This is a genomic window from Bacillus altitudinis 41KF2b, assembly GCF_000691145.1.
In the GTDB taxonomy this organism is placed as follows: domain Bacteria; phylum Bacillota; class Bacilli; order Bacillales; family Bacillaceae; genus Bacillus; species Bacillus altitudinis.
Genome location: NZ_ASJC01000001.1, coordinates 551,981 through 573,164, shown reverse-complemented (window position 1 = coordinate 573,164; position 21,184 = coordinate 551,981). Strand labels below are relative to the sequence as shown.

At 41.4% G+C, this 21,184-nt stretch carries 23 protein-coding genes; all 23 read right to left on the bottom strand.

The features are described 5' to 3' along the window. Positions 1-58 precede the first annotated feature (58 nt). The gene (gene rseP / locus BA79_RS02960) at positions 59-1,324 is read right to left on the bottom strand and encodes an RIP metalloprotease RseP (RefSeq protein ID WP_007499546.1); all 1,266 of its coding nucleotides are present in this window, start codon (positions 1,322-1,324) and stop codon (positions 59-61) included. Positions 1,325-1,330: 6 nt separating this feature from the next. Continuing rightward, the gene (dxr, locus tag BA79_RS02955) at positions 1,331-2,482 is read right to left on the bottom strand and encodes a 1-deoxy-D-xylulose-5-phosphate reductoisomerase (protein ID WP_017359078.1); all 1,152 of its coding nucleotides are present in this window, start codon (positions 2,480-2,482) and stop codon (positions 1,331-1,333) included. Between the two features lie 39 nt (positions 2,483-2,521). Beyond that, positions 2,522-3,316, bottom strand: coding sequence for a phosphatidate cytidylyltransferase (locus BA79_RS02950; RefSeq protein ID WP_007499550.1), 795 nt, complete (start codon positions 3,314-3,316; stop codon positions 2,522-2,524). A gap of 12 nt (positions 3,317-3,328) precedes the next feature. Then, the gene (uppS, locus tag BA79_RS02945) at positions 3,329-4,111 is read right to left on the bottom strand and encodes an undecaprenyl pyrophosphate synthase (protein ID WP_007499552.1); all 783 of its coding nucleotides are present in this window, start codon (positions 4,109-4,111) and stop codon (positions 3,329-3,331) included. A gap of 129 nt (positions 4,112-4,240) precedes the next feature. Next, on the bottom strand, positions 4,241-4,798 hold the full coding sequence (frr, locus tag BA79_RS02940) for a ribosome recycling factor (RefSeq protein WP_008344764.1): 558 nt from the start codon (positions 4,796-4,798) through the stop codon (positions 4,241-4,243). Between the two features lies 1 nt (position 4,799). Further along, positions 4,800-5,522, bottom strand: a complete 723-nt coding sequence (gene pyrH / locus BA79_RS02935; RefSeq protein ID WP_008344767.1) for a UMP kinase — start codon at positions 5,520-5,522, stop codon at positions 4,800-4,802. 134 nt (positions 5,523-5,656) lie between these two features. After that, positions 5,657-6,538 (bottom strand): translation elongation factor Ts, encoded by an 882-nt coding sequence (gene tsf / locus BA79_RS02930; RefSeq protein ID WP_007499558.1) that lies wholly within the window; start codon positions 6,536-6,538, stop codon positions 5,657-5,659. 91 nt (positions 6,539-6,629) lie between these two features. Continuing rightward, positions 6,630-7,364 carry a 30S ribosomal protein S2 gene (gene rpsB / locus BA79_RS02925; RefSeq protein WP_007499561.1) on the bottom strand — a complete coding sequence of 245 codons (735 nt, stop codon included), beginning with the start codon at positions 7,362-7,364 and terminating at the stop codon, positions 6,630-6,632. A 155-nt stretch (positions 7,365-7,519) separates the two neighbouring features. Beyond that, positions 7,520-8,059, bottom strand: coding sequence for a hypothetical protein (locus BA79_RS02920; protein WP_035700765.1), 540 nt, complete (start codon positions 8,057-8,059; stop codon positions 7,520-7,522). 21 nt (positions 8,060-8,080) lie between these two features. Next, entirely contained in the window at positions 8,081-8,848 is a 768-nt protein-coding gene (locus BA79_RS02915; protein WP_007499565.1) for a FliA/WhiG family RNA polymerase sigma factor, read from the bottom strand. Positions 8,849-8,872: 24 nt separating this feature from the next. Next, positions 8,873-9,373 carry a chemotaxis protein CheD gene (locus BA79_RS02910; protein ID WP_007499566.1) on the bottom strand — a complete coding sequence of 167 codons (501 nt, stop codon included), beginning with the start codon at positions 9,371-9,373 and terminating at the stop codon, positions 8,873-8,875. Beyond that, the gene (locus tag BA79_RS02905) at positions 9,373-9,999 is read right to left on the bottom strand and encodes a chemotaxis protein CheC (RefSeq protein ID WP_007499567.1); all 627 of its coding nucleotides are present in this window, start codon (positions 9,997-9,999) and stop codon (positions 9,373-9,375) included. The genes BA79_RS02910 and BA79_RS02905 overlap by 1 nt, the downstream gene beginning before the upstream one ends. Positions 10,000-10,011: 12 nt before the next feature. Next, entirely contained in the window at positions 10,012-10,473 is a 462-nt protein-coding gene (locus BA79_RS02900; RefSeq protein ID WP_007499568.1) for a chemotaxis protein CheW, read from the bottom strand. Between the two features lie 24 nt (positions 10,474-10,497). Beyond that, a complete protein-coding gene (locus tag BA79_RS02895; RefSeq protein WP_035700761.1) occupies positions 10,498-12,525 on the bottom strand; it encodes a chemotaxis protein CheA in 2,028 nt (675 codons plus the stop codon). A 5-nt stretch (positions 12,526-12,530) separates the two neighbouring features. Then, positions 12,531-13,613, bottom strand: a complete 1,083-nt coding sequence (locus BA79_RS02890; protein WP_035700758.1) for a protein-glutamate methylesterase/protein-glutamine glutaminase — start codon at positions 13,611-13,613, stop codon at positions 12,531-12,533. Then, the gene (locus tag BA79_RS02885) at positions 13,610-14,515 is read right to left on the bottom strand and encodes a MinD/ParA family protein (protein WP_017359082.1); all 906 of its coding nucleotides are present in this window, start codon (positions 14,513-14,515) and stop codon (positions 13,610-13,612) included. The genes BA79_RS02890 and BA79_RS02885 overlap by 4 nt, the downstream gene beginning before the upstream one ends. Then, positions 14,512-15,630 (bottom strand): flagellar biosynthesis GTPase FlhF, encoded by a 1,119-nt coding sequence (gene flhF, locus BA79_RS02880; protein WP_035700755.1) that lies wholly within the window; start codon positions 15,628-15,630, stop codon positions 14,512-14,514. Before flhF ends, BA79_RS02885 begins: the two co-directional genes overlap by 4 nt. After that, on the bottom strand, positions 15,630-17,663 hold the full coding sequence (gene flhA / locus BA79_RS02875) for a flagellar biosynthesis protein FlhA (protein WP_007499573.1): 2,034 nt from the start codon (positions 17,661-17,663) through the stop codon (positions 15,630-15,632). Before flhA ends, flhF begins: the two co-directional genes overlap by 1 nt. A 29-nt stretch (positions 17,664-17,692) precedes the next feature. Beyond that, positions 17,693-18,781 carry a flagellar biosynthesis protein FlhB gene (gene flhB / locus BA79_RS02870; protein ID WP_007499576.1) on the bottom strand — a complete coding sequence of 363 codons (1,089 nt, stop codon included), beginning with the start codon at positions 18,779-18,781 and terminating at the stop codon, positions 17,693-17,695. Then, a complete protein-coding gene (gene fliR, locus BA79_RS02865; RefSeq protein WP_035700752.1) occupies positions 18,778-19,557 on the bottom strand; it encodes a flagellar biosynthetic protein FliR in 780 nt (259 codons plus the stop codon). Before fliR ends, flhB begins: the two co-directional genes overlap by 4 nt. 6 nt (positions 19,558-19,563) lie before the next feature. After that, positions 19,564-19,833 carry a flagellar biosynthesis protein FliQ gene (fliQ, locus tag BA79_RS02860; protein ID WP_003211206.1) on the bottom strand — a complete coding sequence of 90 codons (270 nt, stop codon included), beginning with the start codon at positions 19,831-19,833 and terminating at the stop codon, positions 19,564-19,566. Positions 19,834-19,849: 16 nt separating this feature from the next. Then, positions 19,850-20,515, bottom strand: coding sequence for a flagellar type III secretion system pore protein FliP (gene fliP / locus BA79_RS02855; RefSeq protein WP_007499580.1), 666 nt, complete (start codon positions 20,513-20,515; stop codon positions 19,850-19,852). Beyond that, on the bottom strand, positions 20,508-21,167 hold the full coding sequence (fliZ, locus tag BA79_RS02850) for a flagella biosynthesis regulatory protein FliZ (RefSeq protein WP_035700749.1): 660 nt from the start codon (positions 21,165-21,167) through the stop codon (positions 20,508-20,510). The genes fliP and fliZ overlap by 8 nt, the downstream gene beginning before the upstream one ends. Positions 21,168-21,184: the final 17 nt, after the last annotated feature.

Genomic DNA, 21,184 nt, shown 5'->3' with positions numbered 1-21,184 from the left:
ATAGGACTTCTCACAAAAACTCTTGTTTCCCATAATGAGAAACAAGAGACAATGGTTTTTATAAAAATAATCGCTGGATGTCATTCCATGTCACTACTAGCATTAATAGCATGAGGAACGCAACACCAATGAAGACAACAAGTGCCTCTTTCTCACGATTAATTGGTTTGCCGCGAATGGCTTCAACGAATAGGAAAAGTAATCTTCCTCCGTCTAATGCAGGAATCGGTAATAAATTCACGATCCCTAAGTTGATACTAAGAAACGCAGCAAACTGCATTAATGTTAACACACCTTGTTTCGCTACTTCTCCTGTCATGTCATATATTCCAACAGGACCTGCAAGCATATCTAATGAAAATTGCCCTGTGACAATCTTTTGCAAGTTCGTTAAGATGAGACCTGCTGTAGATATCACTGTAGTGCCTGAGGATGAAATGACTTTGAGAAAGCCATTTTCCGTTGGCGGATAAGAACCAAAACGGCCAATGGTTTTTCCTTCGGCCTTCACAGCTTCCGGTACAACTTGAATGGTGCTTTCTTTGCCATCTCGGTCAATGACGACATTCATTTTTTTATCTGGGTTCTTTTGAACCGTTTGAACAACATCTGTCCAAGAATTCATTTTATCCCCATTAATTGAAACGATATGATCTCCCTGCATAAGCCCAGCTTGCGCTGCCCGGCCGTCTTTTGTCAGCTTACCAAGTACAGGATCATCCACGGTTACACCTTGAATAAATCCTAAAGCCACTAGAATCACATATGCCAGGATAAAGTTCATAATCGGTCCAGCTGCAATGGCTTTAATACGCTGCCATACTGTTTTTGAACCAAACTGACGGTTGTATGGCGCAATTTGAATTTCTTCACCATCTGCAATATAGAAGCTTGTTTGGCTTACATTGTAGCCAGTCAGAATGTCTTCATTTCCAGCCTCATATCCTGAAATTCTCATCGCATGATCTAAATCAATTTGTTCAACTTCAATGACAAGTGCATCAGGATATTTCTCTTTATCATTTAAAATGATTTTTTCTACTTCATTTTGCTCATTGAATAAGAGCCCCACTGTATGACCCGGTTTAATTTCAATGACTTCAGGGTCTTCTCCAGCCATTTTAACAAATCCGCCGATTGGCAGAAGTCTGATGGTATAGACGGTTTCTTTTCGTTTAAAGGAGAAAATCTTCGGTCCAAAACCAATTGCGAACTCGCGGCATAAAATGCCTGCGCGCTGCGCCATAATTAAATGGCCAAGCTCGTGGAAAAAAACGAGCGTTCCAAAAATAATAATAAACGCAATCACTGTATTCACGAACATACCACCTTATGCGAGGATTGATTGAACAAAGTCTCGTGTATCTTTGTCCACTTCATGGATATCTTGCAAACTAGGCGTTGAAATCACATGATGTCTGTTCAGTGCCTTTTCAATCAATTCTTCAATTTGCAGGAACGTTACTTTGCCTTTTAGAAATGCATCAACAGCTATTTCATTGGCTGCATTAAGCACAGTAGGCATTGTCCCTCCTATTTTACCTGATTCATAAGCAAAATGTAAGCAGCGATACCTGTCAAAATCCGCTTTTTGGAAATTTAATTGTCCAATCTCCCAAAGGTTTAATGATTTCGCTTCTTTTAATGGCGCTCTATCAGGGTAAGTGAGCGCGTATTGAATCGGAACCCTCATGTCAGGTGTACCTAACTGAGCCATGACACTTTTGTCATGGAATTCCACCATGGAATGGATGATGCTCTCTTTATGTAACAGCACATCAATTTGATCGTATGGGATATCAAACAGCCAATGCGCCTCAATCACCTCAAGCCCCTTATTCATCATGGTCGCTGAATCAATCGTGATTTTTGCGCCCATGGACCAGTTCGGATGATTCAGCGCTTCTTCAACCGTTACACCTTCAAGCTCCGTGCGTTTTTTATCTCGAAAACTGCCGCCTGAAGCTGTGACGATTAAGCGTTCAATGTTTTTAGCTTGTTCACCTTGCAAGGATTGAAAAATAGCGGAGTGTTCACTATCGACAGGAAGTAAAGGCACGTCATACTTTTTGGCGTACTCTTTTACTATATGACCAGCTGTCACAAGTGTTTCCTTATTTGCAAGTGCGATCGTCTTTTTTTGTTCAATGGCTTTTAATGTCGGCACAAGTCCGACACTTCCTACCAGTGCATTGACCACAACATCCACTGCATCATAGGTCGCTGCTTCGATGTTCGCTTCATCACCCGCAGCCATTTTAACATCGTATTGAAATGAATGACCTTTTAACGTGCGATAGGTCGCTTCGTCTACACATCCAACAAATTCAGGCTGAAATTGTTCAATGATAGGGATGGCCTTGTCTATATTTCTGCCAAACGTCATCGCTTTCAACTTGAATTTGTCTGGATGCTGCCTGATCACATCTAATGTTTGTTCTCCAATCGATCCTGTTGCGCCTAATAGCGAAATATATTTCAAATTGCCACTCCTTCTCTCGTTCAATTAGTTTCTATGAGGTTAGCTAGCAAACGTGGCCAGCAATAAATATAAAAACGGCAGAACGAATAAAAAGCTGTCAAACCTGTCCAAAATTCCGCCATGACCTGGGAGTATTGTCCCTGAATCCTTCACATGGTAATGACGCTTTAAAGCAGATTCCACAAGGTCGCCAAGCTGTCCAAAAATACTGAGCAAAAGAGTAATAAACATAACAAGCAGATATGATGGCAAAAATCCTGTAACCGCCTGGAACACAAGTGACAGCACGACCGCTGTGACGATTCCGCCGATAAATCCTTCTACTGTTTTGTTTGGGCTAATCTCTGGCCAAAGCTTTCGTTTCCCCATAGATTTCCCAATAAAATAGGCACCTGAGTCAGTGGACCAAATAATCACCGCTGCGAAGAAGATCGCACTCATGCCATACAAGCCTCTAATTTGAATAAAATAATAGAAACTAACGCCAATATATAATGTGGCTAATATAACAAAAGCAACCTCATCGAATGTGAAAGAGTTTTTACTCAGAACTGTATAAGTTAAAAGGATTAAGACTGCAAATAAAGCAATCTGCATTTTTGATGCGTCTACGTTCGGGAAGAAGCTATTTTCTCCGCCCATTAAAAGCCAAAGCAATATTAAGCTGACAATGCCAGGAAAGCTGAAAATCGAAATCTTTTTCATTCTAAGAAGCTCAAAGAGAGCGACACTTCCCATTAAATAAATCAGCAGGGTAAATGGCATTTGTCCATAAATCACTGCAAGTAAAAACACTGCAGCTGCCAGAACACCCGTCAAAATTCTTTGTTTCATCTGCACCACCCTCTAAATTCCACCGAACCTCCGGCCGCGGCGCTGGTACTCTCCGATAGCGCCTATGAGATGCTCATCAGAAAAGTCAGGCCAAAGCACATCCGTAAAGACAAACTCGCTGTATGCAATTTGCCAAAGCATAAAGTTGCTTAATCTAATTTCTCCACTCGTACGAATAAGCAAATCCGGATCTTGAAGAGATTCTGTCATTAAATAAGCTGAAAACATCTCTTCTGTGATGTCTTCTGCTCGAAGCTTGCCTTCTTTGACTTTTTCAGAAATTTGTCTGCATGCAGAAATAATTTCTGTCCGTCCTCCATAATTGAGCGCAAAATTTAAAATGAGTCCGTCATTATTCGCCGTACTCTTCACTGCGTTCTCTACCGCTTTTTTCGTATGCTGCGGGAGGCCGTCTGGATCACCTGTTAAACGTACACGGACATTTTCCTCGATGAGTTCAGGCAGATAGATGTTTAGAAACTCTTCAGGAAGCTTCATTAAAAAGTCTACTTCTAGTTTTGGACGTTTCCAATTTTCTGTAGAGAAAGCATACAAAGTCAGCACTTTGACATTCAGCTCATTTGCAAGCTTGGTCATGCGCTTGACAACTTTCATTCCTTCATGATGTCCTGCTACCCGTGGAAGCGCACGTTTCTTCGCCCATCTTCCATTCCCATCCATGATAATGGCGATATGTTCAGGAATTTCTCCATTTAATATGTCTTCTTTTGTCAGGCTTTCTAAGTTGGAAGCTGCTGTTTGCTGATTCTTCCAATTTTTGAGTATATTGAGCATGAGATTCCTCCATCACCCAAAAAGGTTGCGTTCCCGCTAATAATATAGTCCTCAACAGTATTAACAAAAAAACCCCCTGTAAACATGAAGAGGGTCTTTTCACTATTATCTATTGTACATAGTTTTTTCTTAAACTTCCATGATTTCTTTTTCTTTATCTTTTGTCACTTCATCAATTTTAGCGACATATTCATCTGTCAATTTTTGAACATCCTCTGTAGATGATCTTAATTCATCTTCAGTGATCTCCCCATTTTTCTCTAGCTTTTTCAATTCATCGTTTGCATCACGACGAACGTTACGAACAGCTACTTTTGCTTCTTCTGAGTATTTTCTCACAACTTTTACAAGTTCTTTACGTCTTTCTTCTGTTAGTGCTGGGATCGCAATACGGATCACGTTTCCGTCACTTGTTGGTGTGATACCAAGATCAGACTTTTGGATCGCCTTTTCGATATCACCGATCGCTGTTTTATCGTAAGGTGTGATAATCAGCATACGTGCTTCTGGCACTGTAATTGACGCAATTTGGTTTAGTGGTGTTTGCGCACCATAGTAATCCACTGTTACTTTGTCTAAAAGGGAAGCATTTGCTCTGCCCGCACGGACAGTTGCTAGTTCACGTCCGTATGCTTGAACGGCTTTTTCCATTTTTTCTTTTGTTTGGTTCAACACTTCTTTTGACACGTTATTTCCCCCTCACGATCGTTCCGATTGATTCGCCATTGACGGCACGTTTAATATTACCTTCTTCCATAATAGAGAAGACGATTAATGGAATGTCATTGTCCATACATAATGAGGACGCAGTAGAATCCATTACAGCAAGCCCTTCTTTTAGTACATCAAGATATGAAAGCTTATCATATTTTACTGCATCCGCATCTGTACGAGGATCAGCACTGTAGACACCGTCTACATTGTTTTTCGCCATTAAAATGACATCTGCTTCAATTTCAGCTGCACGAAGTGCTGCTGTTGTATCAGTAGAGAAATAAGGGTTACCAGTACCTGCAGCAAAAATCACGACACGTTTCTTCTCAAGGTGACGGATCGCTTTTCTTCTTATGTATGGCTCTGCAACCTGTCTCATCTCGATAGAGGTTTGTACTCTAGACTGAATGCCAAGCGTTTCTAGGCTGTCTTGTAATGCCAATGAATTCATCACTGTTGCAAGCATCCCCATATAGTCTGCTGTTGCCCGGTCCATTCCTAAGTCACTGCCTGTCTTACCACGCCAAAGGTTTCCTCCACCTACAACGACTGCAACTTCAACATCAAGTTCTGCAATTTCTTTTACTTGCTTTGCAATTGATTGAATGACAGTTGGGTTAATTCCATTTCCAGCATCACCAGCTAGTGCTTCTCCACTTAGCTTCAGTACAATGCGATTATATTTCGGTTTGCTCATGATAACCTCCAAGTGTAAACTATACCGTCTCTTATTATGCGTAAGAAACCGCCTTTTGTAAATCAATATCCTCTAAAAAATAGGGAACACAGTGCTTGTGCTCCCTAAAAAAGCCCCAGAGAGCTTTTCAAACATTATTTTTTCACTTGGCTCATAACTTCTTCAGCAAAGTTGTCTTGACGTTTTTCGATACCTTCGCCCACTTCATAGCGAACATAAGTTTGAACAGTTGCGTTTTTCGCACCTACAACTTGTTTCACTTTTTCATCTGGGTTTTTAACGAATGCTTGGTCAAGTAAGCAAATTTCTTCGAAGAATTTGTTTAGACGGCCTTCTACCATTTTAGCAACGATATTTTCAGGCTTTCCTTCTTGAAGCGCTTGTTGTGTTAATACTTCACGCTCACGGTTTGCTTCTTCTTCAGACACTTGGTCACGAGAAATGTATTTAGGGTTTACAGCAGCAACGTGCATTGCGATGTCTCTCGCAAGCTCTTCATCAGTTGTTCCGTTAAGAACCGCTAATACACCGATGCGTCCGCCCATGTGTAAGTAAGAACCGAATGCAGCGTTATCTTCTTTTGTGATGACTGAGAAACGGCGAAGCGTAATTTTTTCTCCGATTTTCGCAATTGCAGAAGTAATATGTTCTTCAACTGTTGAACCATTTTCCATTTTAGAAGCATGTGCTTCTTCAATTGTTGCAGGTTTCGCAGCAAGTAAATGATCAGCAAGTTCGTTAAGAAGATTTTGGAATCCTTCGTTTTTCGCAACGAAATCAGTCTCAGAGTTCACTTCTAGGATAACACCAGTGTTGCCGTCAGTTTTAATAAGAGTTAATCCTTCTGCCGCAATACGGTCTGCTTTTTTCGCAGCTTTTGCGATCCCTTTTTCTCTTAGAAGATCGATTGCTTTGTCGATGTCACCATCAGTTTCTGTTAACGCTTTTTTACAGTCCATCATACCTGCACCAGTTTTTTGACGCAGTTCTTTTACTAATTGAGCAGTAATTGCCATTTTACATTTCCTCCTTCTATGTTAAAACACGGATTACTAGGTGAAAAAAAGGTGATAAAAGGCAGTTCCCTCTTATCACCTTTTGAATAGGTTACGCAGTTGTTGTTTCAGTTTCTGTCGTTTCTTCTACAACAGCTTCTTCTTCGCCTTGTTTAGACTCAAGAATCGCATCTGCCATTTTAGCAGTTAGAAGTTTTACAGCACGGATTGCATCATCGTTTGCAGGGATCACAACATCAATTTCGTCTGGATCACAGTTTGTGTCAACGATACCGATAATTGGGATATTCAATTTACGAGCTTCTGCAACTGCAATACGCTCTTTACGAGGGTCGATAATGAAAAGTGCATCTGGAAGACCCTTCATGTCTTTGATTCCGCCTAGGAATTTTTCAAGACGTTCTAATTCTTTTTTCAGTTGAACGACTTCTTTCTTAGGAAGAACTTCGAACGTACCGTTTTCTTGCATTTTTTCGATATCTTTTAAACGTTTGATACGTTTTTGGATTGTTTCAAAGTTTGTTAACGTTCCACCAAGCCAGCGTTGGTTTACATAGAACATACCAGAACGGATTGCTTCTTCTTTCACTGAATCTTGTGCTTGCTTTTTCGTACCAACGAAAAGGATTTTTCCTCCGTCAGCAGCAAGGTTTTTCGTGAAGTTGTAAGCTTCCTCTACTTTTTTCACCGTTTTTTGAAGATCGATGATGTAGATACCGTTACGCTCTGTAAAGATGTAACGCTTCATTTTTGGGTTCCAACGGCGTGTTTGGTGACCGAAGTGAACACCAGCTTCTAGCAATTGTTTCATAGAAATAACTGACATGTTGTTGCCTCCTAATATAATGGTTTTTTTTCCTCCGCTTAAGTCATGTTCACATAAAACTGCGCCACGGCAGCACCTTCATACGAATCATTAAGCGTGTGTATTTAACACCAAGAAATAATATAACACATGATGGACTGACAATCAAGAATCCTTTACAGCTTTCCGCTAAATTTTAATAAAAGCTCGATTTCTGTCTTGCCCGTTTTTAATTCTTTCGCTATTTCTTCTAATGATAGCCCTTGATCATATAAGGCCTTTACTTGATCCTCAAATGTTTCTTCTATTTCACTTTCAGAAGGCGCAGAAACTTCTGTTTCGAGACTTGAAACGGGTTCGTTTACCTTCTCTTCCTGCACCTCAACTTCGCTAAGGAGAGTCGACAGGTGCTCTGGAACTGGATCTTCACTTTCTACCGATTGCTGGGATTCAATTGGTGGTTGTGGCTGCTTTGGTGTCTGAAGATCCGATTTCAGCTCTTCAGCAGAAAAATCAGGGGAAGTGGCTGCAGCTTTTGATAGTTTTTCATTCTCTTCTTTGACTTCCATCAAAAATGCAGCCAGGGTATTTTCCGTTTCTTCTAAAAGCTCTCGCTGCTTTTGTTCTGTTGCCTTCAGCGAATTCATTCTCGTGTATAAAATGATCACAAAATAAATAAGTGCAGCATGAAGCATAAAGCTAATCAGCCATAGCATATTTTTTCACTCACTAACTCTTTAAGATTGAATGGCTTTATCAAGCAGATGCTTAAGCTTGAACAATGCCTTTGAATGAATTTGCGAAATGCGGGAGGTCGATAAATTAAGCACTTGACCAATTTCCGTTAACGTCAATTCCTCTTTATAGAAAAGACTAATCACAAGCTTTTCTTTTTCCGAAAGCTCTGTCATTTTTTCGGCAAGCTGTTCAATTAATTCATCTTTCAGCATTTTCTCTTCAGGTGTCACAGTCTTTTCGTCGCGAATCATGACTTGAACGTTTTCTCCGTCTTCTTGATCATGCAGCTTCTCATCAATCGAGAGCAAATTCGCAAAGAACCCTTCATTCATCGTTGTGACCACATCTTGTTCACTCATGCCGAGTTCTTCAGCAACCTCTGTTGGTGTCACATTTCGTAAATATCGCTGTTCAAGCTTTTCAATTGCCGCTTCTACTTTTTTTGTTTTTTCTCTTGATGTACGAGGCAGCCAGTCCTCTTTACGAAGACCGTCGATGATGGCCCCGCGAATTCTGAAGGATGCATATGTATCAAACTTCAGATCTCTTCCGGGGTCAAATTTTTCAAGGGCATCATATAAACCGAGCATCCCTAGACTGATCAAGTCTTCTTTGTGCACTGACTTCGGGAGACCGATGGAAATTCTTCCAACATGATATGTGACGAGCGGCATATAGCGGCGCATAAGATCATCTCCAGCAGCTGGGTCCTTCCACTCTTTCCATCTAGCCCATAGCGCCTGATCTTCGTAATTTAAGGATTGCATCTTTCTCCCCCTATACTTCCTTAGTTATATCTTCATAATGCCTTGTTTCACAGTGCGGATCTCAAGTTCTGTTGTAAGCGGATCGAATTCAATCGTGCGTCCATTGTTTCCGCCCGTGTCCTCACTAATGATCGGGATATGATGAAGAGACAGATGTTCTTTTACAGCTGATACATTTCTAGGTCCAATTCTCATCAGATCATTGGTTGACTTAAATTTAAACATTTCTGCGCCGCCAGCAAGCTTCGCTTTTAGCGCATGTTTGCGCGCTCCTTCTTTTAAGAGCAGATCAATTGTATGCTTGACACCTGTATCTGCATACTTAGCCAAGTTCTCTACCGCTCCTTTTGAAAGAGAGGAGTCTGGAAGCATGACATGGACAAGTCCTGCCAGTTTTTTTTCTTGGTCAAAAAGGACAAGTCCTACGCAAGAACCGAGACCGGATGTCCGAATACGGTCCGGTGTTTTCACAAGCTGAACATCCGCTATACCAACCTTTACAACTGCCGGAATCTGCACGTTCATTATAGGTTACCTAATGCTTTGAACAGTTTTTCAAACGATTCAAAGTCTGGTAATAGAAACATATTTCCTTTCAGCTCTTGCTGGTTTTGATCATCGAAAATCGATGTATCAATCACAATCGCCTGATCGCCGAGAGGGCTAAACTGCATTAATCCTTCACTAATGACAGCCCCAAACATGTCTAGCGTGACATCTGGAACGCTTGGGTGAAGCTGCAGTTTTGTTAAATCGGCAAGTGCTGATAAATAAGAGCCTGCTAAAATATTTCCTAGCTCATGAAGCGCTGATGTTCCTAGCATGTGTTCATGAATCGTATCAATATCAAATGCTGGGTCCTGAACAAGCTCTCTTACAAATTGTTCAGCTTGTTCAAACGGCATAATGAAAAAGATTGAACCGGTAAGATCACCCTCCATTCGCAAAAAGATACTGGCAACTGGAAGGTCTGCTCCACCAAAGAAATCCATTAAATCTTCAAACGAGAGAACTTTGACAAAAGGAACAGCCATATCAATTTTGCGATTCAATAGGCTGGCAAGAGCAGACGCTGCATGGCCTGCTCCGATATTCCCAACCTCGCTTAATATATCTAGCTGTTCATCTTTAATTTCATTGAAAATGCTCATCTCACATCCCCCTTAATGAACAGGTGCATCTTGCACGCTCTTGTCGAGGACCGCACCAGCATGAATGATATTGAATAGACGCTGATCATGCTTAATAATTCCTGTCACCCATGACAGTCCTTCTTTTTCAGCTGTATCAGTAGAAGATTCTACCTCTTCCTGATGAACAGTAATGACATCATTTGCTTCATCAACAATCCAGCCGACTTCAATGTCACCAACTTGTACAATAATCATTCTTGTTTCGTCTGTAATCTCGTTGTCAGTTGATCCAAGTCTCACTCTAAGGTCAATGACAGGTGTCACGACACCGCGTAGATTAATGACACCGCATATATAAGGGGCAACGCCAGGAACTCTTGTCGGCTGCTGCCATTTTTCAATGGACTTTACTTCTGATACTGAAATGGCGTATTCTTTTTTGTTTACGATAAACACAATCATCTTTTCGCCAGTTTTGATATCTGTACTCATTTCAGACCGCTCCTCTATTGTTTTTTACTTGATCAGTGCATTACAGTCAACGATGAGTGCAACCTGACCGTCACCTAAGATTGTTGCGCCTGATATCGCAAATACGTTTGGTAGGTAATCTCCAAGTGATTTCAATACAACCTCTTGCTGACCGATAAACGAATCGACCACAAATGCTGTTAGCTTGTCTCCTTTACGGACAACAATAATGTGCAGTTCTTCTTCTAAATCATTCGCATTTGGTACGTTGAACTGTTTCTTCAAGTACACAACCGGTACGATAAATCCACGGAAATCAATGACTTCACGATCATGCGTTTGAAGGATGTCACTCTTCTTAATGACAGCCGTTTCTATAATAGAAGAAATCGGAATAGCAAATGTTTCTTCCTCTAGTTTCACAAGAAGTACGGAAATGATCGATAATGTGAGTGGAAGCTGAATTGAGAACAGTGAGCCTTGACCTTCTGTTGAGTTAATACTCACAGAACCACCTAATGATTCCAGCTTGTTTTTCACAACATCAAGACCTACACCTCGGCCCGAGATATCAGAAATCGTATCAGCTGTAGAGAACCCTGCTGCAAAGATCAATGAATCAATTTGGTGATCTTCAAGCGTTTCCGCTTCTCTTTCTGTAATAACCCCGCGCTCTAATGCTTTTTCAAGGACCTTTTTACGGTTAATCCCGCCGCCATCATCTTCGACTTCAATGAAGACATGGTTTCCGCTATGATATGCTTTTAAAAGAACAGTTCCTTTTTCTGGTTTGCCTTTTTTCACACGTTCTTCTGGTGATTCAATCCCGTGATCGAGACTGTTTCTAAGTAAGTGTAAGAGCGGATCGCCAATTTCATCGATCACTGTTCGATCAAGCTCTGTCTCAGCACCTTCAATGATCAGTTCAATTTTCTTATTGAGCTCTTTCGTCAATTGACGAATCATACGTGGGAATCTGTTAAACACCGTTTCTACAGGCACCATTCTCATGTTCAAGATGATCGATTGCAGGTCTCCAGAAATACGGGACATTCTTTCCACTGTATCCGTGAGTTCGTTGTTTTCAAGTTCTTTGGCAATTTGTTCTAAACGTCCTCTATCAATGACAAGCTCTTCAAACAGGTTCATAAGTGAATCCAGACGATCGATGTTGACACGGATCGTTTTCGTTCCGCCAGCAGCTGCACCGTTATTGCCATTTGCTTTTGGCGCATCGTTTGCTGGCGCTTTAGCAGCAGGAGCTGCGACTTCTTCGTTTTTCTGCTCAGGTTTCTCTGCTTTTGTTTCAGCCGGAGCCACTTCTTCAAAGGCAGAGACTTCAGAAATCTCCACTTGTTCAACCTCTGAGATCGCTGTCACGATTTTTTTCACTTCTTCCATCGGCTGTTTCGATAAGTAAGAAATGCTGAATTCAGATTCAAAATCTTCTGATTCTAAAAGTTCTGCATTCGGAACCGTTTTGACAACTTCTCCTGCTTCGTTCAGTCTTTCAAAAATCATATAGACACGAACGGCTTTTAATAAGCATGCGTCACTTAATGTCACGTTCAGCTCATAACATTTAAAGCCTTGTTCTCTCGCTTCATCAAGAACTGTTCGTTCAAATTCGTTATAGTCTAGGTCGCTTGCAGCTGATGATGCTTCAGCAGTCTCAACGGCAGATGCTGTTTCTGCATGGCTTCCTGTCACATCTAGTTTTTTACTAATCTCCGTGACATCACGTTTTCCATCCCCGCCCTCTGCAATCGATTGAACCATTGCTTCAAGGTGATCGAGTGCTTCAAACATCGTATCCATTGATTCAGGAGTGACAATCATTTGTTCGTTTCTGATGGCATCAAACATGTTTTCTAAATGATGTGTTAATTGAGCCATATCATCATAGCCCATCGTTGCACTCATGCCTTTCAGTGTATGAGCGGCTCTGAATATATCATTCACTAGCTGCAAGTCTGTTGGGTTCTTTTCTAATTCAAGAAGTTTTTCATTACAAGTTTGTAAGTGTTCTCTGCTTTCATCTAAAAAGATATCTAAGTATTGGTTTACATCCAACGTGTTCACGCCCTCTCTTTTTTCATGGAGCTTATAATTGCATGTGCGATGTCATCCACATGCCTTGTTTCATGTGCAAGGCCTGCTTTAATGACTGATTTAGGCATTCCGAAAACAACACATGATTCTTCTTTTTCTGCAATGACTTTTGTATGACCGCTTGCGACCATTTTTTTGACACCTTCTGTGCCGTCACTACCCATTCCTGTCATAATGACAGCGATTTTCTCGTAACCTTTTATGTTGCTGATGGATTCAAATAAATAGTTAACAGAAGGTTTGTGACGGCTGTCAGTGTCTTCTGGGGACAGCCTGATCACTAAAGCTGCCCCTTGTTCATGAAGTGACATATTCAATCCACCAGGAGCTATGTAAGCCACTCCATTTTTAGCGATGTCTCCATCTTGAGCTTCTTTGATCGTAATTTGTGATAAATAATCTAATCTAGTAGCCAGCGATGCCGTAAATCCTGCCGGCATATGCTGCACAATCAAAATCGGCGCCTCTATGTCTTTTGGCAGCTTCGTGACGACTCGTTGAAGCGCCCTAGGCCCTCCCGTAGAAGTTCCGATTGAAATAATCTTTCGGAGTGATGAGCCGCTTCTTACTTCTTGCAGACGAGGAGCGGCCGCTGGAATTGGACTTGGCGGCTTCATGAACGGCTTAGGAGAAACTTGTTTCTCAGTACGTTTTCTAGACAGGCCTGCCGCAAGTACCCGCTCTACAATTTGACCTCTTACTTTGTGTAAATCGAGCGAAATACTTCCTGAAGGCTTTGTCACAAAGTCAAAAGCACCGAGTTCTAAGCAATGGATGGTTAATTCCTTCCCTTGCTTCGTCTGGCTTGACACCATAATCACAGCAAGGTCGTGTTCAGCCAGAATTTGTTTTAATGCTTCTGTTCCATTTAGAACAGGCATTTCCACATCAAGTGTGACAACATCTGGATTCAATTCCTTAATCCGTTTTAAGGCATCTTCTCCATTTCTCGCCGTTCCGACGACTTCAATTTCTTGCTCGGCACTTAGGAAATCACTGATGAGTTTTCTCATAAAAGCCGAGTCATCTACTACAAGCACTCTAATCATGAGTCCACTTTCCTCCTTTTAAAAAAAGAGGACAACTTATCTATAAACGTATGCTGCTCTCTCTGTGCCTCTCTTATCTGCTGATGATAAAGTGTTTCAGCCAACATTTTAATGGTTTTACTTAGCCTTGAATGAGGCTGCTTCATATAAAATGGTATTTGTTCAGTGACTGCTTTAGGAACAGCAGGATCATCAGGTACCGCACCAGCAAACACAAGCTTTCGGTGTAGAAATGACGTCACCACTCCCGCTAATTTCCGGTACGTTTCAGATCCTTCCGAAGGGGTTTTACACCGGTTGACAATGATTTGAACAGACTGTTCAAACTGATGAATGGCTAAGTGCTTAATTGCGCTGTAGGCATCCATGATGGATGTTGGTTCTGGCGTTGTCACAACGACCACCTCACCTGCCGATAAGACAAAAGGGAGTTGATCTTTTGACAATCCTGCACCCATATCAAAGAATATACAATCAAAGTCATTCAATATTTTCTCCATCTCTTCTAAAAAGAACGACCATTGATCTTTGTCTAAAGAAAACAGCTGTTCAAGCCCGCTTCCGCCAGAAATGTAATACAAATTGTCCGTTCCTTTTGTCATAGCCGCTTGGAAGGATTTTTTTCTAACAAGCACGTCTAATATAGAGCTGGTCGATGTTTTCCCTAGTAAAATATCAATATTCCCCATGCCAAAGTCGAGATCAATAATGAGCACTTGCTTGCCCGTACTTGCGATAGACAGTGCCATATTCAGCGTCAAATTCGATTTACCTACTCCGCCTTTACCGCTCATGACAGCAATGGTTTTCGCCTGTCCATTCGCACGAAGAGAGTTCGGTACAATCAGTTGATTCTGCTGAACAAGCTTTCTTAAACCTTCGGCTTGGTCAGGCTTCATCATTGTAAGACCATCCTTGTCAAATCAAGGGGAGAACTCTCAAGAATATCCTCAGGCACATTTTGGCCATTTGTTAAAAACCCGAGCCCGATTTGAGATTCTGCAATGATTTGAAAGATCGTTCCCATCGTGTCTGTTTCATCAACTTTTGTAAAAATAAATTGATCGATTGGAACAGGTTCAAAACGTTTGACCATAGCTCTCATATCCTGATACTTCGACGTCGCACTCATGACAAGAAAGCTTTGAATGCTTTCATCAAATGGAATGATATCCGTCAGCTCTTTAATATACGCCTCTTCTTTAAAATTACGGCCTGCTGTATCGATGAAAATATGATCATAGTCTTTAAAGGTCTGCTGTGCTTTCACAAAGTCCTCTCTTGAATAACAAACTTCAAGAGGTGCATTCAGCAGTTCAGCATATGTTTTTAGTTGTTCAATCGCTGCAATCCGGTACGTATCTGTTGTGATAAAAGCAATTTTCTTTTGCTGCTGAATGGCTGTTTTCGCAGCAAGCTTTGCAATCGTTGTCGTTTTACCAGCACCAGTTGAACCAAACAACACAATGTATTTCGAACGAATCATCGGCTCATCAGAAGTGTGAGCCGGCAGCATCCCTGTGAGTAGTTTTTCAAGTTCTTTTTCAATCTGCTCTTCTTTCACAGCACCTTTTGTTAAAAGACCCTTTAAGCACTCATCTCGAATCTCATCATCAAGACCTTGATCCTTTAGCTTTTGATCCATTTTCATGAGAGAATCCGGCAAGATCCCGGCATGGCGTTCGTTTCTTGCATATTCTAAAGGCTGAGAATGAGAAGGCGCTGCTTTAACGGCTTGAGCGGCAGCCGGCAGCTCTTGCGTAAGATGTTGAATCTGCTCCTTTTTCGGTAACACCGGGATAGGCGCAGCTGCTGGTTGTAATCCTTTACCGGCTCTTTCTTCAAAATCTTGATCCAGCACTGCAATCACTTCGACCATTTGCTGTTTCTTTAAACCGAACAGCTTTCGTTTGACAACGGTTTTCGAATTTAATATGACGGCATCCTTCCCAAGCTGCTGCCTGATTTGGATCGTTGCCTCCTGCATAGAATTCGCTGTGATTTTTTTCATTTTCATTAGATATCCACCACTCCGATGCTCTGTACTTCCACATTTGCTTCTAGTTCGTTATAAGATAGTACCGGTAAATCTGGGAAATATCTTTCTAACAACTGTTTGACGTACATTCTTATAGGAGGTGAGCATAATAGAACCGGCGTTTCCTGACGAAGCGAAAGCTGTTCAATTTCTCTCGCCACTGATTGAATCACACTTTCAGAGGATTCTGGATCTAACGATAAGTAGTTCCCATGCTCCGTTTGCTGCACGCTGTCTGCAATCACCTTTTCGACTCGGCCTGAGCATGTCACGACTTTCAGTGATTCATTTTCTCTTGCATACTGTGCAGTAATCTGTCTTGCAAGTGCCTGTCTAACATACTCTGTTAGCAAGTCTGTATCCGTCGTTAATTTTCCGTAGTCTGCAAGGGTCTCAAAAATGGTCACAAGGTTTCGAATGGAGACCTTTTCTTTCAGAAGCTTTGCAAGTACTTTTTGGATATCCCCGACCGCTAGTGGATTCGGTGTTACCTCATCTACTAGAACTGGATAACTTTCTTTCAGATGATCGATTAATTGCTTCGTTTCTTGGCGTCCAAGCAGTTCATGGGTGTTTTGTCTAATCTTCTCTGTGATGTGGGTAGACACAACAGATGCTGGATCGACCACTGTATACCCAAGCATTTCAGCCTGATCTTTTTCTGCTTCTGATATCCATTTTGCCGGCAGACCAAAGGATGGTTCGATTGTTTCAATTCCTTCAATCGGATCATCATCAGGCGTTGGGGACATCGCTAAGTAATGATCGAGCAGCAGCTCTCCTTTTGCCACTTCGTTCCCTTTTATTTTGAGCCTGTATTCATTCGGGTTCAGCGCAATGTTGTCTCGAATACGGACAACTGGAATGACAAGACCTAGTTCAAGAGCAAGCTGCCTTCTGATCATGACAATTCGGTCTAGCAGGTCTCCGCCTTGATTGGCATCTGCAAGCGGGATCAACCCGTAGCCAAATTCAAATTCAATGGCATCCATTTGCAGGAGATGAATGACGCTTTCTGGACTTTTCATCTCTTCTACCTCTGCCTGTTCTTCCAGTACTTCTTCAATCTCTTCTTGATCCTGTTTGTTTTTCGACATCATGTACGCACCGAGTGCAAGTAAACCTGCGATCGGCCCTGTCAAAAGTACGCCAATTGGTGTAAACAATCCAAGCAGGAAGATCGTGCCTGCTGTGACGTAAAGCATGGCAGGGAAGGCAAAGAGCTGACCCGTAATGTCTGAACCAAGGTTTCCGTTAGAAGCCGCTCTCGTGACAACAATCCCTGTCGCTGTTGAGATGAGAAGTGCAGGGATTTGCGACACAATTCCGTCCCCCACTGTTAAAAGAGTAAAGTGGGAAGCTGATTCTTGAATTGACATTCCTTGCTGAATCATCCCAATAATGATGCCAAAAATAATATTGATAATAACGATGATAATACCTGCGATGGCATCCCCTTTAACGAACTTACTTGCACCATCCATTGCACCATAAAAGTCTGCTTCTCTTGCTACTTTTTCACGGCGATTTCTAGCTTCACTTTCTGTCAGCATTCCTGCATTCAAATCTGCGTCAATACTCATCTGTTTACCTGGCATCGCATCGAGTGTAAATCTGGCCGCAACCTCTGATACACGCTCTGCCCCTTTGGTGATGACAACAAACTGAATGATGATCAGAATAAGGAAGACAACCAGACCAACAAGTATATTGCCCCCAACAACAAATGATCCAAACGTTTCGACAACCTTACCAGCATCTCCAGTTGATAAAATAGAACGGGTTGTAGAGATGTTAAGCCCTAAACGAAACAGTGTTAAGAGCAAAAGTAACGATGGAAAAATGGAAAATTGCAGTGGTTCTTGCATGTTCATTGTGGTGAGAAGCACGATAAGCGCAAGAGAAATATTAATAATGATTAAAATACTTAATAGGACGGGCGGAAACGGTATGACCAGCATCGCCACGATTAAAATAACACTGAATAAAACAGATAAATCTCTTGCTGACATGCCTGTTCTCTCCTTTTAAAACCAAAAATTCATAAAATCTTTTGTTTCGTTTTATATACGTAAGCCAAAATTTCTGCGATCGCCTTAAAATATTCTTCCGGCACCGCTTGGTTGATATCCACTTGATCATAGAGGGCACGGGCGAGCGGCCGGTTCTCTACAGTCATAACATCGTGTTCTTTCGCAATTGTTCTAATTTTCAAAGCCAAAATATCTGTTCCCTTTGCCACAACAAACGGCGCGTCCATCTTTTCTTCGTCATATTTCAAGGCAATTGCGTAGTGGGTCGGGTTTGTAATGATGACGTCCGCTTTTGGGACTTCCTGCATCATCCGTCTCATGGCCATTTCCCTTTGCCGCTGTTTAATTTTTGATTTTATGAGCGGGTCACCCTCTGATTTTTTATACTCATCTTTGATGTCTTGTTTAGACATCCGTAAGTTTTTTTCATAATCAAATTTCTGATACATGTAGTCAAGCCCGGCTAAGATCAGAAGAGCACCTGCTGCATATAACCCCATAATCAAGGTCATATTTGCCACGAAATGAAGGGTTTCCTCTGCAGTGAGTAGAGGGAGCCGCAAGATTTCGTCAAAGTGCATCCATAGAGCGATAAATGTTGCAAAACCAACAAAACCAATTTTTAAAATGGATTTTAATAGCTCAACGAGTGCTCGAATACTGTATATTCGTTTAAACCCTTTGATTGGATCAAGCTTTTCTAATTTGGGCTTGATCACTTCAGTTGAAAAGAGAAATCCAACTTGTAAATAGTTACTAATGATCCCTGCAAGCATCCCAACACCAAGAATTGGCATGAGGAGGAGACCTGTCTCTTGAAGCAATTCCAAGAATAACTGGTGAATATTAGATGTGCTAACCTTCATTAGCATCGTTGTTGAATAAAAACGTTCAATGAGCGCAATAATACGCTCTTTCATAAAAGGCCCAATAAAAAAGAATGATAAAAAGATTAATAGAAATGAGATGGCTGTATTGACGTCGGTACTTTTGGCAACCTGTCCTTTTTTACGTGAATCCCGTCTCTTTTTCGGTGTTGCTTTTTCTGTTTTTTCACCTGCGAAAAATTGCAAGTCGAGTCTAAGTCTTGTCGTCATGACGAACCACCGACCAATGCTAAGAAATTCCTCATGGTGAGCACAATCGTTTCAAATGTATTTTGGACGACCCCGAAGATGACACCCATACAAATGATGATCATAATAAAACTCACGCCCATTTTAATGGGAAGTCCAACGACAAATACGTTCATTTGCGGAACTGTACGTGCCACAATTCCTAATGCCAAATCGACTAAAAACAAACTAGCCACAACAGGTGCTGAGATTTGAAAGGCTATGATGAACATTTGGTTGAAGCTCTTTGCAATAAAGTAAGCAAAGGATTCACTACCGAAGTTCAGCGCATACTGATCAACTTGAATATATTGAAAACTGTAATAGATTCCATCAAGCAGCAAATGATGTGCATTTGTTGCCAGCATCAGCAGCAAGGTCACCGTATAAAAAAACTGCCCCATCAGCGGCGTTTGCGCCCCTGTATGTGGATCAATAATATTGGCGATCGCAAAACCCATTTGAAAATCGATGAATGAGCCGGCAATTTGAACTGCGGACACCATGATATATGCAATCAGTCCAAGAAGAAGTCCGACCATTGCTTCTTTCACGGCAAGCATCATGTAAAGACCGTCGATATCGAGTGCTGGCGGTTCTTTAATGGTGCTAAAACTAATGACAGCCAAAAACAGTGAAAAACCAACTCTGTGAACTGCTGGTATCGTTCGATGCGCTAATAGCGGCACTGTCACAAAAAAAGCGGTGATCCGAATGAAAACGAGAAGAAAGGCAGGAAATAATTCTATGATTGACATCTCTGATTAACCTGCAAATCGATCTAAATTAGAGAACAGCTCTGTTGTAAATGACACAATTGTTGAAAGCATCCACGGACCAAACACAACAAGTCCAATGAGCACTGCAACAATTTTTGGAATGAACGCAAGCGTCTGTTCTTGGATTTGGGTTGTCGCCTGAAACACACTGACAATTAGTCCCACGATTAGTGCGAGCGCAAGAAGCGGCCCGCTGACAAGTAAAACAACATACACTGACCTTTCAGCCATCGTAATGACAAATTCTGAACTCATGTTTTAAGCACCTACTCTAAAAGCTTTGCAGCAAAGATTTAACAATCAAATACCATCCATCAACTAATACAAATAACAATATTTTGAAAGGGAGCGATATCATAACCGGCGGAAGCATCATCATCCCCATCGACATCAGGACACTTGCGACCACCATGTCAATAATTAAAAATGGAATAAAAATCATAAAACCAATTTGAAATGCCGTCTTTAATTCTGAAATTGCAAATGCTGGTACCATTGCCGTTAAGGGAATATCTTTAATCGATTCAGGGGTATCCATTTTTGCGTAACTAAGAAATAAAGCCAAATCTTTCTGTCTCGTATGTTTACTCATAAACTCTTTAATTGGCACTTCGGCTTTTTCATAGGCCTGATTTAACGTAATATCATCATTTAAAAGCGGCGTGAGTGCCTCTTTATTAATCTCTGAGAACGTGGGTGCCATAATAAAAAATGTGAGAAACAAAGCAAGTCCTACAAGCACTTGGTTTGGCGGCATTGAGTTGGTTGCAAGTGATGTTCTGACGAACGAAAGAACAATCACAATCCGTGTAAAACAGGTCATTAAAATCAGAATGCCTGGTGCAACTGAAAATACAGTTAACAATAAAAGAAGACGGACAGATGTGCTAATATTCCCTGCGCCACTGGAATTAAATAAATCGATAAACTCATTCATTTTGTTTCGGGCCTTTCTTTCTGACTTCTGATTGGGTCTTTTTCAATTCGGCTAGCTGCGCCTTTAAATTGGCTGAAAAAGAAGAAGTGGTCGGCTGATCGTGTTTCTTCACTTGCGATGTCAATTTTTGCATCATTTTCGGTAAGTCAGTCTTACTTTCCATCGCTTCTTCGTATTGTTTCACAATCGCTTCGCATTCTTGTTCATCATCGATTTCTTTTAGCAGATGGATTGAGTCTGCTACACCAACAACTAACACTCGTTTGCCCACTTTGATCAGCTGAACTGAACGATTTTGACCAACCGTCGTTCCGCCAATATTTTCAACATAGCGAAATGGCTTGAGTAAGCGGTTTTGCTTTCCAACAAATCTCACCAATCCGTAAATGAGCAGGATGACAAAAAGTAAGGCACCAATCATTTTGACAAAATCCATAATGGAGACAGAAGAAGGGGGAACTTCTTCTGCCGGATTCGTTTGATTGTCAGTGGTTTTCTTTTCTGTATCCTTTTTGCTTTCTTTCTCATCTTTGAGCCAGTCATTCACTGTGCCATTTTCAGGATCTTTTGTTTCAGCAAACAGTGAGGCGGGCTGCGCTGTCAAGAAAAGCATAAAACTGATCATTGCTATACATATCAAACGTTTTTTCAACAAGTCTTACACCCTTT

Coding starts and splice junctions, on each gene's coding strand:
- rseP (WP_007499546.1), bottom strand. CDS start 1,324: ATGTTCGTGAATACAGTGATTGCGTTTATTATTATTTTTGGAACGCTC.
- BA79_RS02950 (WP_007499550.1), bottom strand. CDS start 3,316: ATGAAACAAAGAATTTTGACGGGTGTTCTGGCAGCTGCAGTGTTTTTA.
- uppS (WP_007499552.1), bottom strand. CDS start 4,111: ATGCTCAATATACTCAAAAATTGGAAGAATCAGCAAACAGCAGCTTCC.
- pyrH (WP_008344767.1), bottom strand. CDS start 5,522: ATGAGCAAACCGAAATATAATCGCATTGTACTGAAGCTAAGTGGAGAA.
- tsf (WP_007499558.1), bottom strand. CDS start 6,538: ATGGCAATTACTGCTCAATTAGTAAAAGAACTGCGTCAAAAAACTGGT.
- rpsB (WP_007499561.1), bottom strand. CDS start 7,364: ATGTCAGTTATTTCTATGAAACAATTGCTAGAAGCTGGTGTTCACTTC.
- BA79_RS02920 (WP_035700765.1), bottom strand. CDS start 8,059: ATGCTATGGCTGATTAGCTTTATGCTTCATGCTGCACTTATTTATTTT.
- BA79_RS02915 (WP_007499565.1), bottom strand. CDS start 8,848: ATGCAATCCTTAAATTACGAAGATCAGGCGCTATGGGCTAGATGGAAA.
- BA79_RS02910 (WP_007499566.1), bottom strand. CDS start 9,373: ATGAACGTGCAGATTCCGGCAGTTGTAAAGGTTGGTATAGCGGATGTT.
- BA79_RS02905 (WP_007499567.1), bottom strand. CDS start 9,999: ATGAGCATTTTCAATGAAATTAAAGATGAACAGCTAGATATATTAAGC.
- BA79_RS02900 (WP_007499568.1), bottom strand. CDS start 10,473: ATGAGTACAGATATCAAAACTGGCGAAAAGATGATTGTGTTTATCGTA.
- BA79_RS02890 (WP_035700758.1), bottom strand. CDS start 13,613: ATGATTAGAGTGCTTGTAGTAGATGACTCGGCTTTTATGAGAAAACTC.
- BA79_RS02885 (WP_017359082.1), bottom strand. CDS start 14,515: ATGATGAAGCCTGACCAAGCCGAAGGTTTAAGAAAGCTTGTTCAGCAG.
- flhF (WP_035700755.1), bottom strand. CDS start 15,630: ATGAAAATGAAAAAAATCACAGCGAATTCTATGCAGGAGGCAACGATC.
- flhA (WP_007499573.1), bottom strand. CDS start 17,663: ATGTCAGCAAGAGATTTATCTGTTTTATTCAGTGTTATTTTAATCGTG.
- flhB (WP_007499576.1), bottom strand. CDS start 18,781: ATGACGACAAGACTTAGACTCGACTTGCAATTTTTCGCAGGTGAAAAA.
- fliR (WP_035700752.1), bottom strand. CDS start 19,557: ATGTCAATCATAGAATTATTTCCTGCCTTTCTTCTCGTTTTCATTCGG.
- fliQ (WP_003211206.1), bottom strand. CDS start 19,833: ATGAGTTCAGAATTTGTCATTACGATGGCTGAAAGGTCAGTGTATGTT.
- fliP (WP_007499580.1), bottom strand. CDS start 20,515: ATGAATGAGTTTATCGATTTATTTAATTCCAGTGGCGCAGGGAATATT.